9 protein-coding genes are annotated in these 12,475 nt (G+C 57.8%); 2 read left to right on the top strand and 7 right to left on the bottom strand.

The features are described 5' to 3' along the window. Positions 1-50 precede the first annotated feature (50 nt). Complete coding sequence (locus WCI03_00730) at positions 51-500, top strand: hypothetical protein (protein ID MEI8138371.1); 450 nt, start codon at positions 51-53, stop codon at positions 498-500. 62 nt (positions 501-562) lie between these two features. Here WCI03_00730 and WCI03_00725 read toward each other — a convergent pair whose 3' ends face one another. The 7 genes from WCI03_00725 to WCI03_00695 all read right to left on the bottom strand — a co-directional run bounded on the left by WCI03_00725 (position 563) and on the right by WCI03_00695 (position 11,186). Beyond that, a complete protein-coding gene (locus WCI03_00725) occupies positions 563-2,242 on the bottom strand; it encodes an ATP-binding protein (protein ID MEI8138370.1) in 1,680 nt (559 codons plus the stop codon). Beyond that, complete coding sequence (cheB, locus tag WCI03_00720; GenBank protein ID MEI8138369.1) at positions 2,239-3,324, bottom strand: chemotaxis-specific protein-glutamate methyltransferase CheB; 1,086 nt, start codon at positions 3,322-3,324, stop codon at positions 2,239-2,241. The genes WCI03_00725 and cheB overlap by 4 nt, the downstream gene beginning before the upstream one ends. Then, the gene (locus WCI03_00715; protein MEI8138368.1) at positions 3,321-5,621 is read right to left on the bottom strand and encodes a response regulator; all 2,301 of its coding nucleotides are present in this window, start codon (positions 5,619-5,621) and stop codon (positions 3,321-3,323) included. The genes cheB and WCI03_00715 overlap by 4 nt, the downstream gene beginning before the upstream one ends. Positions 5,622-5,681: 60 nt before the next feature. Beyond that, positions 5,682-7,481, bottom strand: a complete 1,800-nt coding sequence (locus WCI03_00710) for a methyl-accepting chemotaxis protein (GenBank protein MEI8138367.1) — start codon at positions 7,479-7,481, stop codon at positions 5,682-5,684. Then, on the bottom strand, positions 7,475-7,657 hold the full coding sequence (locus WCI03_00705; protein MEI8138366.1) for a hypothetical protein: 183 nt from the start codon (positions 7,655-7,657) through the stop codon (positions 7,475-7,477). The genes WCI03_00710 and WCI03_00705 overlap by 7 nt, the downstream gene beginning before the upstream one ends. After that, a complete protein-coding gene (locus WCI03_00700) occupies positions 7,654-9,129 on the bottom strand; it encodes a CheR family methyltransferase (protein MEI8138365.1) in 1,476 nt (491 codons plus the stop codon). The genes WCI03_00705 and WCI03_00700 overlap by 4 nt, the downstream gene beginning before the upstream one ends. 674 nt (positions 9,130-9,803) lie before the next feature. Continuing rightward, the gene (locus tag WCI03_00695) at positions 9,804-11,186 is read right to left on the bottom strand and encodes a sigma 54-interacting transcriptional regulator (GenBank protein MEI8138364.1); all 1,383 of its coding nucleotides are present in this window, start codon (positions 11,184-11,186) and stop codon (positions 9,804-9,806) included. Between the two features lie 237 nt (positions 11,187-11,423). Between WCI03_00695 and WCI03_00690 the strand changes: the two genes are divergently transcribed. Beyond that, a complete protein-coding gene (locus WCI03_00690) occupies positions 11,424-12,473 on the top strand; it encodes a MoxR family ATPase (GenBank protein MEI8138363.1) in 1,050 nt (349 codons plus the stop codon). Positions 12,474-12,475: the final 2 nt, after the last annotated feature.

Here is a 12,475-nt window from a genome sequence, read left to right as displayed (position 1 = left end):
CGAGTAGGGTTAACCCCTTCCCACGGGTTATAAGTACCCCGTGCTTTGGAGTGGCAGCGGAAGAGCAAGCGGCCAAGACCACCGAATCCCACGGCGTATTGCACAAGATTGTCATGTATATACCCAACCGCGTACTGGATGTCTTCGACATTGTCCGGCTCCGTGTTCGCGTGGGATCGGGATTAGCGGTGGATGTACGGGCGACAAAAATGGCTTCTGCTTTCGTGGGGTCGTACGCCTCTGTATATGCTGGTTTGCCCGGGCCACGCAACCGCCCCTTTCCTAAGCTCCCGATTGGGTTTGAGAGCCGAAACGGCGTTCAAGCCAGTGTCGTCGATGCCACGGTGTCCGGAGGGGTTGATCCGGATTACGGCCCTGCGGAAATCGGCGTGGGCATTCAAGCTCTCGTCGTCGGGATTGATGTCGGGGTCGAGCCATTGGAAATATTTGACCTGTTGGCTGGATTCTTCTTCATAGATCTGACACACGACGACCTTTGAGTCCGCGCAAACACGAGGAATAATCGATAGGGTTACACCCCATAGAAAGCAGCCTCCAGATCTCAGGGTTCCTTCCGGGCTACAATAGGCAGAGTAAATCGGACCGAGGTGCCTTTATTCAGCCCCTCTGATTCTGCAGCAAGCTTCCCGCCATGCAGCTCAACCAGTTTTCTAGAGAGCGGCAAACCCAGTCCGGTCCCCTCAGTTACCCGGGAATAGGGGGTATTGACACGGAAAAAACCTTCGAATATTTTCTCCATGTTTTCAGGTGCGATACCGATCCCCTTGTCCCAAACCACTATTTCTATCTCTGAATCAGCTTTCCTTGCCTGCATGCCAATGGTGCCACCATCGGCTGAAAACTTAACTGCGTTCGAAAGCAGGTTGTAAATGATCTGTTTCACCTTGAGCTCATCCGCGTCAATTGACGGCAGATCTTCGGCTATTTCGAGCACCATCTGCAGTTTCTTCTTGCCGACCACATCCGCTACCAGCAGCGCCATCTCATGTAACAGGCTTTTCAGGGGTAAGCTGGATAAAGCCAGCGTCATCTTTCCGGACTCAACTTTTGCCATATCAAGTATCTGATTAATCAGTAAGATAAGGTGCTTTCCGCTGACTAGAACATTGGTAACGTATTTTTTCTGCTTCTCATTAAGCGGTCCGAACGTCTCGTCGTATAATACCTCAGAGAAACCGTTAATGGAGTTAAGCGGTGTCCTGAGCTCATGCGACATATTGGCCAGGAATTCCGTTTTTGCCCGAGCAGCTCGACTTAACTCTTCATGGGCGTTTTCCAAGCCGGCTTCTATCTCCTTACGCTCGGTAATATCCTCGATAGCCAGAAGGATGATCCGTTCCTTGCCAAACCCTCTTTGAATTTGCCGGGCATTCAGAAGCATGATGCGCCGGCCAATGGTGGAAAAATCGTGTTCCACCTCATAGTTATCGAAGGTTGTCTTTTGCGGAAGGATGGTTTCCAGCAGTTCCCGCAGTTTGGGAATATTCCACTGGCCATTTCCCAGATCATAGACAAGCTGTCCCACCGTCTCTTCGGGTTTTACCTTGAAGAATGCACAGAAGGAGCGGTTGACGGCGACCACCCTGAGGTCTTGATCCAAAGAAATCAGGGGTTCACGCACGGTGTTGATGACGCTCTCGGCGAATTCGCTGGCTTCCCGTAATTTGTCCCGGGCAGCCGCAAGCTTCAGGGATTGCTGAACCGCAATCTCGTAGGTGGATAGCAGAAGGCTCAGTGGCTGATGAGCATTGGCCTCGATCGTGTAGGCTTTCCCCTCGAAACGCACAGTGAGTCCGTCCTGGCCATGGTCGGACAACGGTTGGTACGTATCCAGAACGGATGCGATTTTGGCAATCAGATCGTCATGATCCCACTGCTTCAGGAAATAGTAGTCAGCCCGGCTGTTGATGGCGTGAACGATATCGCTCGACTGTGACAGCGAAGTGAACAGCACCACCGGCACATCATGCAGGGCCGGGTCGGTCTTGATCGCTTTTGAGAGGGCGTAACCGTCCATTTTCGGCATACGAATGTCGCTGACCACGATATCCGGCTTGCTGAGGCGGGCCATTTCCAGCGCCATGACGCCATCGCGGGCGACGCGGACGCACCAGCCGTGCCCTTCCAAAGCGCTCTTGAGCACGGCGGCCTGGGTGGCACTGTCTTCGACAATCAGCACGTCTTTTGGAAGAGGCATTGCGTTCGTTTCTTGCTTTTTCATAGTGTTGTCCTCTCCATCTCCCCGGACAGCCGGTTCAGCATCTTTACAATCTCCTCCGGAGACAGGACGTGCTTAACCGCATTCAGTTGTATGGCGGCTTTGGGCATGCCATAGACAACGCAGCTTTTCTCGTCCTGCGCAATCGTCACTCCGCCCTGGTTCTTGATATCCAGCATTTCGCGTGCGCCGTCATTTCCCATGCCCGTAAGAAGCACCGCGATGGTGCGGTTGCCATAGAGGGCGGCTGCGGAATGGAACAAGCGCGACGCTGCGGGCCGCAGGCCCTGTTCCGGCTCATCCACGGTAAGGACGACTTGCTCATCGGCGCCGACTTCCATGTGGTGGTCTTCCGGGGCAATGATGACCTGCCCGGGGTTGAGCAGATCGCCCTGCCTTCCGAGCGCGACGGGAAGTGCCGATGTGCCGCCAAGCCAGTCCGCGAGTCCCTGGGTGAAGCCTTTCGATATGTGCTGCACGACAAGGACCGAGAACCTGAAGTCCTTTTCGAGTCCGGCCAGGATGCACTGGAGTACCGGTGGCCCTCCGGTGGAGACACCGATGACTACGATCCCCGGGTTCCGAAGCCGGCGGCCGTTATTGACCGGAGAGGCCGCTCTGTTTTCGTTGAGTGACGAAAATGTCGAAGGGCCGCGCCTGCGCACCAGCTTGATGCGCGCCAGAGCCTCGATATTGGCCACCAGCTCGCGTATGGATTCGGCGCTGTCTGCGCTCGCCACCCCGGACGGTTTGGCGAACGAAGCCAGCGCCCCGGCTTCTACGGCCAAGAAACTCTTCTGAACTTCACCCGGTTCCCAACTCGCACTGAGAATCACGATGGGAATAGGATCGGTGGACATGATCTCGCGCGTGGCCTCAAGCCCGTTCATCACCGGCATATTAACATCCATGGTGATGATGTCGGGTCGTATGTGGTGCACAAACTCAACCGCTTCCCTGCCGTTGCGGGCCGTGCCGATCACCTTCAGCCGTTCTGTCGCGTTGAAGATGCGCGTCAGGTGTTCCAGAACCGTCGGCGAATCGTCGACGATGAGAACCTTTGTTTTCTTGACGTCAGCATTCATAACAGCCCCTCGATCACGGACAGCAGGTTCGTCTGGTCGAAACTGCTCTTCACGATGTACGCGTTGGCACCACACTCGATGCCGCGCTCCTTGTCTTCGCGCGATTCCCTGGCCGTGACCAGCACCACCGGCATCTCTTTGAACGCAGCGTCTTGTCGAATCCGCATGGTCAGTTCGAACCCGTTCATTCGCGGCATCTCCAAGTCGGAGACTACCAGGTCAAAGCGCGTCGTCCGCATCGTGGTGAACGCATCCATGCCGTCCACGGCGGTCGTGACCTCGTATCCGGCCGCCTGCAGGATGCTTTTCAGCAGCACGCGGGAGGTAACGGAGTCTTCCACGACGAGCAGGGACTTGACTTCGCCCGAGGCGTCAGGCGCATGCTCGGCGGGGCGCGGCGCGCCATCGGAAACGCTGGCCGAGCGCATCAGGTCGGCGACATTCAGGATCGGCACGAGCGCCCCGGACCCCAGCATGGCGGCGCCCGAGATGTTTGTGACACTGGCCAACTGTGGTCCGAGCGACCTGACCAGGATCTCCTGCTCCCCGAGAACCTCACTGACACCCAAGCCGATATGGCGTCCCGCCGAATGAACCACAAGGGCGGTCACCTGACCCTTGTTCTCCCCAGTCTGCCGGACGGGGATGCCGAGAACGTCCGCCAGCTTGACAAACGAGATCGACCGACCGGTGAATGCGATCGTCTCCCTGTTTTCGGCCGAATGGATCTGATCGGCGGAGAACCTGATGGCCTTCGCGACGCTGTCCGTAGGCATGACAAACGACCGGTCGCCGGCACGCACAAGCGTTCCACGGAACGTTGCCAACGTCGCCGGCAGGAGCAGACGGATTCGCGTACCTTGACCGGGAGTGGAGTCCACCCTGACACGCCCGCCCAACTTCTCAACCTTCTCGCTCACGATGGCCAGTCCCAAACCGCGGCCGGACAGGGAGGTAATGATCGGACTGGTCGACACACCCGAGCGGAAGATCAGCGGAAGGACCTCACCGTCATCCAGGTTTCCCGCCTCGGCGGCATCCAGCAGTCCACTCTTGATCGCCGACGCTTTCACCCTGGCGCAGTCAATCCCCGCACCGTCGTCCTCGACGCAGAGCTCGACCTTGTTTCCGTCCTGTTGTGAAAGGGATACCGTAATCGTCCCGCTTTCAGGTTTGCCCAAACGCCGCCGCACCTCGGCCGGCTCAATTCCATGCCCAACACAGTTCCGTATCAGGTGAATCAGCGGGTCCTTCATCTCGTCAAGAACCCGCTTTTCGATCTTAATGTGGGTTCCGTGTACGGTAAGTGCCACCTGTTTGCATTCAGCGCGTGACAGTTCCGCGGCCATGCGTGTCAGCATCTGCCCCATTACCGAGAACTGGAGCATAAGGACTTCTTTGGCGCTCGCCAGGAGATGATCCAGTATCGAGGCTGTCCAGCGGCGGTCCACGTCAAGCCGTGTCGAGAATCCCTTGAGGGCACTGTGGAAGGTGGACAGTTCCCGTCCGGCGTCCGCGAAACATTCCTCCGGGCCGGGTGCGGGCTCCGGTTCGACGGCGGCACCGCTTGTGCCAAGGCCCCGCCCTGACAACGCGCTGGCGGAAACCAGTCCATTCCACCGTTTTGTCCACGCCCCGTGCATCTCCAGGAGCGTTGCGGTTTCGGACAATCTCTGTGCCGACATCAACTCGATACGCAGCAACTCCTCGGCCAACCGGAGCAGCGCCTCAAGCCGTGCGACGGGGACCCGCACGGTGTCGGCAAGAGGTTCATGATTGGTCGCACCGGGTTCCTCGGTTTCAACTGCAGCGGCGGAGCGTGTTGCGCCGGTCTGCAAAGACAGCTGTCTCGAAACGGGCGCTTCAGGTTCGGATATCGGCGTCACGGTTGCCTGCTGCGAATCAACCGCCGCCTTCAGGGCGGCAACGATTTGCGAGGTGTTTGCGGCCATTGTCTTCCGGCCCTCGACCAGGCGGTGAACCTCTTCAAGAACCGGCTGCACGGCTGCACGGAGGCCGTCCGAGACCGGCAGTTCCGTATTCTTTACGGTGGCAAACACGTCCTCAAGCGCTTGGCAGATCGCCTCGATCGCCGCCAGGCCCACGGAACGGGCCGCGCCCTTGAGACTGTGCGTATCGCGGTAGATTCGCTCCACAAGCTCAGCACGCGCGCCGGACGGCGGCAACCGTCGCAGTTCGGTCAATCCTTCTGAAATAGCCAAGAGGTGTTCTTCGGCTTCCGCCTTGAACGTCACCATAATGCTTTTCAGAGCGTCGTTATCGTTTGCCTTTGCCATAACTCTGCCCTCTGCCCACTGCCCTCTGCCCACTGCCCTCTGTCCACTGTCCACTGCCCTCTACCCCTCCACCAGTTTCCGCAAGTTCATCCCCAGATCCTGCAGGTTACGTGCAGCCGTAGCCAGTTGCGTGGTACTCGCCTGGTTCTGCAGGCTGGCTTCCTTGATGTTCCCCATGGCGTTGGCAACCTGTTCCGTGCCGGCCAGTTGCTGTTGGCTTGATGCGGCGATCTGGATGGCGGCTTGGGCGGACTGCGTGATGGCAGCCGCCATGGTGTTGATGGCTTCCGCGGCCTGGTCGGCGAGTTTCTGCCCCTCCTGCACGGCCTTGCCGCCCTGTTCGGTGGTCAGCACGGCCGTGCTGGTCGCCTTCTGAACGTCACTCAGAATCGCCCTCACCTGCTTGGTCGCTTCCTTGGATTGATTGGCAAGGCTACGGATTTCCTCGGCCACCGATGCAAAGGCTTGGCCCTGTTCGCCTGCGCGGGCCGCCTCCATGGAGGCATTGACGGCGAGAAGATTCGATTGTTCGGCCAGATCGTTGACGGTGGTGATGATGTCGCCGATCGCCTGGCTCTTCTCGCTCATGCTCATGACCGAGCCCGTGATCGCCTTCATCTGTTCGCCGATCCGCTTCAGGCCGTCCACGCTGGCACGTACGGCGTCCGATCCCGTGTGCGAAGTGCGCACCGCGCTCTGGGCCCCGTCCGAGACGCCCTTCGCGCTTTCCCTTGCGAGTTGCGCGGTCTGTCGAACCTCGTCGATCGTCGTACTGGTTTCAGCGACAGCAGAGGCCGTCTCCCCGGCGCTGGCGGCTATCTGGCTGACCGTGGCGGATACCTCACCGGCAGCGGCGACCAGCACCTGTGCCCCTTCGCGGATTGGCCCGGCAATGGCGCGCGTGGACAGCCATGCAACCACGACTCCCGCGATCAGGGCGACGAACAACCCCACAAGCAGAATGACAATCGTGACATTGAGACGCTGCGCTCCCTCCGTCGCCGCCTTCGCTGTATGTCCCAGACCAACGGTTGACACCCCTTCACCCCTGGCCACAAGCACCTCCGCGCTATCGGCTAGTTTCTCCTTGAGTTCATTGATGGTCAGTTGGATTTTCAACACCGCCTCCATGGCGGCCTTGTAACTGTTCGCGTATTCCCGGAGCTGGTGCAACTGGTCAATATTCTCCTGTTGGCGAAATAACGGCTCCAACCTAGTGCAGGCTTCCTCGAGAGGAGCGAAGTCCTTGATTACATCGCGCAGGGCATCCATGTCGCCCACAGCCTGAGCCTTGAAGTTGTTAAGTTGAATGGCCATGCCATGGTCTCTCAACCTCTGAACCATGCCGAGTTTTATCAGCCGCTCGTCCAGTGTGGCCGGGGTCATGTTAGTGGCGATTTCCGTCTTCATCGCCTTTTCTTCCGAAGCCCGCATAGTCTGGCATGCCAGCATGTAGGCCTTGCCGGCCGCATCGAGCAGTCCGCGCTGCACCTTGAGGTTGTTGCGTTCGGACTCCATCTTGTCGGTGTCCGCCTCCCACGTGTCCAAAGCGATTCTGGAGTCAACCACGCCCTGGCGCAGGGCGACGAGATCTGGATATGTCTTCGCGAGTTCGTCCGCTGCTTTGAGGTCGTCTTTCAATGCGGCAATCCCTTTGCGGCTTTTGAGCAGGAAGCCTTCATCGCCCGTCAATGTATAGTTGCGCATGTTGAACCGTGTCGACCAGATGCCAGTGGCCACCTTTTGCGCAACGATGACCTCCGGGACGAATTTAGCGGGCAGATCCGCTGAACTGACTGCGGCCAGGTTCATGCGCCAGACCGCCAAACCGCCGAGTACACCCATCAACACGATCAACATACCGAGGGGAACACTTCCGCCACGAACCGGCTCTCGATGGCGTAGCACTCGTGAGCCAACTGGAACTCAACAACGTCGAGATGCCCTTCGGCGCTTGTCCTGCGTAAAAGAGGCCGTGCAAGTTCCATGGCCCGCGCATCGAGAATACTTTGGTCTGTGTGGCTTGCCGTGCTCATGTTCTTGCCAAACTTTTCTGAATGTGTTTCACAATGACTTTCAGCCTTTCCGCGGTCATGCCGTCGCTGTCGGGAACCACCGCACTGTCATCCAGCGCACGGAGGAGACTCATGGTCTTACGGAAGTACTTCATGGCCTTGGCCGGTTCGCCGGTCTGGAGCATGAGATTCGCCGTTGTGAAGTGGGCCAGGACGGAATGGGGCTCCAGATACAGTACGCGCTTCAGCGCTTCCAGCGCGGCAGGTCCGTCGCGTTTGGCCACGAGAACGGTTGCCTGCAGGTGGTGGACGGAGGCGTGCATCTTGTCACGTTCCAATGCCGTTCGACACCACGCAAGGGCTTCGTCGAGCCGCCCAAGATTGGCGCAGGCGCGAGCCGCCAGCACGAGAACGGGCACCGCCGGTTCCGGGAGGGTGGCGGCGATCTTCAGGACCGCTTCGTAGTCCGCGCGCGCGTACGCCTCCGTCGCGGGCACCAGGGGCGATTCCGAGTGTGCCGTGGGGAGTAATATCGCACGGATCGCATCACGGCGAGCCTGAGGCGGTTCGGTAATTACGCAGGCGCCCATCCGGTCGGGTGCCGAGAGGTCGTGCGGCGGCAATACGGGCACCGCCACGGCACCACTCTTCTGGTATAGCGAGGTGTTGTCGAACGACACCCTGGCGAATAGAGCGGAACTCCCGGGGCAGCCTTCGCTTGGACTCATGACAAGCCAGCCGCCGTCCAGAAGCGCCCGGTGGAATCGTCCGACTACCAGTTTGGCGCGGTCAGCGGCAAAATACATCATCACGTTTCGACACAGAATGACATCCATGGCCGACGTATTATTCATCAGCGACGGGTAGACGTCTTCGACGAGATTCAGATAGGAGAAACTGACCATTTGCCGCACGCGCGCGGCAAGTTCGTATTCATCATTTGCAGACTTGTTGAAATAGCCGGTCTTGAGCCACGCTGGCGCGCCCCGGAACGACCATTCCCGATATCGGCCGGCCCTGGCCTTGCTGAGGACATCGGGATTGATGTCGGTGGCCAGAATCGTGATGTCCCATTCGCTCAAAGAAGGAATCAGCCGGGTGAGCATGATGGCCAAGGTATACGCCTCTTCGCCAGTACAGCAACCGGCGCTCCACATTCGGATTCGCCTTTCCCCGCTTTTGCCGCGTACTGCGATCAATTCGGGCAGGACGTGCTCCTCAAGGGCTTTCAGAGCGGCAGGTTCGCGGAAGAAATAGGTTTCGCCCACTGTCAATGCCTGTGCCAGGGTGTCCTGTTCCACTGGGGTGATTCCAGTGGCCAGAAGACGGATCGCGTACGCCTCGGGATCGGCAAAGCCCATCTCCACGCCGCCGCGCTCCAACCCGCGGGCAAGAACGTCGTGGCGTTCAGATGGAAAATGGAGCCCCAGGCGCCGTTCGATCAGACCGCTTACGGCCTCCAGCGTATCTTGTTTCATGGCAACCGTGTTCATGGCGGAACTCCAGGCACAACGTGATCGAAAAGAAACGAACCATTTTTTCGCAGGAACCGCTCTAGGTCATATATCAGAATGGGGCATCGGCCACCGGGGTAACGGCCACCGCTCGGATCACCCGCTCGACCACGGAAAGGTGCAAGGCAATCCTAGTATCGCCGAGCCTTATGACGACGATGTGCCTCCCGTCGTCGGGAGGCATGGATGTTGTCGGTTCAAAACTCATTCCGGTTTCCTGCCACTCTTCCATGACTCGATAAACTAGTCTAAGCTTCGGCCTCGTTCTATGGGGTACAACCCTACCGCGTGGGTATATTCGCCTGAATTTCTCCGTCATTTCCATCCTGCCGCTCTCAACGCGATTCCGCGCGAACCGTGAGTGTGCGGAAAGTGGGGCCTGGGCTGGTACTACGGTTGGCAGATCATGACCAAGCGCGCTTGAGCAGCCGCGGACGGTCAGTCCGGAGGTCGTGAGGTCCAAGGTTGTGACTGTACCGGCGGGGCGCAGTGCAACGCGGAACTCGGAATGCCGGAGAAGGAGCTAACTCTTCAAGACGCATGCCTTGATTTGCTTATCCGGCTTGAATTTGACCGCCCGGCACTCAGGAATGATGACGGAGTTCCTGGGCGGCTATGGACTTTGATCCGGACAGCCACACCCCATCAGCTTTTTAATCCTTTGCATTCAATTCATGTTTGCGGACCAGACGTTGCAAATAGGCGCGCTCGATCTGCGCTTCACGGGCAGCGCGGGAAATGTTGCCGTTGTTCCGCTCCAGCAACTTGATAATATAGTCGCGCTCAAAGTGGTCGACCAATTGATTCTTTGCCACCTTGAAAGGCTTATCATCCATATTACCCAGACCCTCACCAGACTCCGTCACCCCCATCCGACCCAATGTGAGAAAGGCACCCAGATTACTCACCCCACCCGCCCCCCGGACCCCCATCTCCACCACATTCCGCAACTCGCGCGCATTGCCCGGCCAATCATGCTGCCGGAATAGATCCATGCTTTTCTCAAACTCCGCCCAAATCGTGACATCATCGGAGCCTGTCAGATCCTTCATGAGACAGCGCACCAACAGGGGGATATCGTCCTTCCGTTGTCGCAACGAGGGCATCTCAATCTTGACGATCGACAACCGGTAAAAAAGATCCTCACGGAACCGCCCCTCACGCACCTCACGCTCCAGATTCCGGTTCGTCGCCGCAATGATCCGTACATCCACCGGTCGCACCGTATTTGCCCCGAGCCGCCGGACTTCCTTCTTCTCCAGAACGCGCAGTAACTTGGGTTGCAATGACAGATCCAACTCCCCGATTTCATCCAGGAACACCGTTCCGCCATGGGCGGATTCAAAGGCCCCTACCCGCTCGGTACCCGCCCCCGTAAAGGAGCCTTTCGCATGCCCGAATAATTCGCTTTCAATAACTCCGGTGGCAAGCGCCGCACAGTCAATGACCACAAAAGGCTTTTTGCTTCGCGGACTATACGCATGCAACGCCTCCGCCAGCAGTTCTTTACCCGTCCCGGTTTCGCCCTGAATCAAAACAGCCGCATCCGTTTTGGCATACGTTTCCGCCAGATGAAATACCCGGCGCATGGCCGTGCTCCGCCCGTTTAACCGCCCGAAACTCTCATGGGGGCTTAAGGGATAGGACATCGTTTCCTGCAGCGGACAGAACACCATCTGGGTCTTCCCCACCTGGAATTTCACCCCCTGGGTCAGATACACTTCACAAACCCGGACGCCCTGCACCATCGTGCCGTTCGTGCTACCCAGATCGCGCAGAAAAAAACCATCTTCACGCTGATGAATTTCACAATGCCGGCGGGAGGCTGCCTCATCCGTGATAATTAAATCATTCTGCGAACCTGCCCCGATCGTAAACACATCTTTATCGACAGGAACTTCACGACCACTCTCCTTATTGCTGAGAATCAGGAGTTTCGCCTTTTTTAACTTCAAGGCACGAGGCGCCTTTTTGGGGCTCAACATGACCGTTTGAAATCCGCCTCGACCGACAGGTGTGATGGCTGTATTGCTCATAATTATTACCGATAAGGCTACGCTGCCCTTCGGCTGGAGTCAACGGGAATCTGCATACAACAGAACGCATTAACCTCCAAATTATGTATACTGCGCCACACATAAGCCCCAAAAATGATGGGGCGAACCGTACCTATCCGGCCTCATAAAGCCACTACATGACCATTTCTCACTTCATGGCACACCTTGTGCTAAGATTAATAGTGAGACATTTTGAAGATTAATTAAGGAGCATCCATGTCAAACATCGAAACTAAACTGAATCCATCCGAGGCCCCTTCATCGCAGGGTGACATCGAAACCGTCAAGGCGCTGAATATGGCATACGACAACATGACGCACCAGGTACGCCAGGCGATCGTGGGACAGGATAAAGTTGTGGAACAGGTGCTTGTCGCGATCTTCTGTCGAGGCCATGCGCTTCTGGTCGGCGTACCGGGCCTCGCCAAAACCCTCTTGGTAAGCACCCTTTCCAAAGTGATGCACCTGACGTTCAAGCGCGTCCAGTTCACTCCCGATCTGATGCCCGCCGACATCACTGGAACCGATGTGCTGGAAGAGGATCGCACCACCGGCAAGCGTGCCTTCCGGTTTGTTCATGGCCCGTTATTTGCCAACATGGTTCTGGCCGATGAAATCAATCGGACACCACCCAAGACTCAGGCTGCGCTTCTGGAAGCAATGCAGGAGCGGATTGTGACCGTGGGTGGCGGTGACTTCAAACTGCCCGACCCCTTCTTTGTGCTCGCCACTCAGAACCCCATCGAACAGGAAGGCACCTATCCCCTTCCCGAGGCCCAGTTGGATCGATTCATGTTCATGATCAAGGTGGATTACCCCACTGCCGCAGAAGAACTGGATATCGCGAAAAAAGTGACCGGCACTTACAAGGCCGTCCTTGAACCCGTCCTTTCGGGTGAGGATATCCTGAAGCTTCAGGAAATCGTGCGCCGTGTTCCTGCTGCCGATCATGTGTTTGAGTATGCCCGCGATCTGGCCCGGGCCACACGCCCCGGCCCCACCTCACCCGCCTTCATCAGGGAGCTGGTCCAGTGGGGTGCAGGCCCACGCGCCACCATCAACATGATGATGGCCGCCAAAGCCCGCGCCATTCTGCACGGTCGCTATCATGCCACCACGGAAGATGTCCGCGAAATGGCCGTCTGCGTCTTGCGGCATCGCATTGTCCCCACCTTCAATGCAGACGCCACCGGCATCTCCACCGACCAGATTGTCCAACGGCTTCTGGAAGAGGTCAAACCCTCGACGGACGGTTCGCTCACGTAATC

This window comes from bacterium (assembly GCA_037143175.1).
Taxonomy (GTDB): Bacteria; Verrucomicrobiota; Kiritimatiellia; order CAIKKV01; family CAITUY01; genus JAABPW01.
The sequence above is the reverse complement of the archived record's forward strand: the minus strand, read 5'-3'. Positions and strand labels throughout refer to the sequence as shown.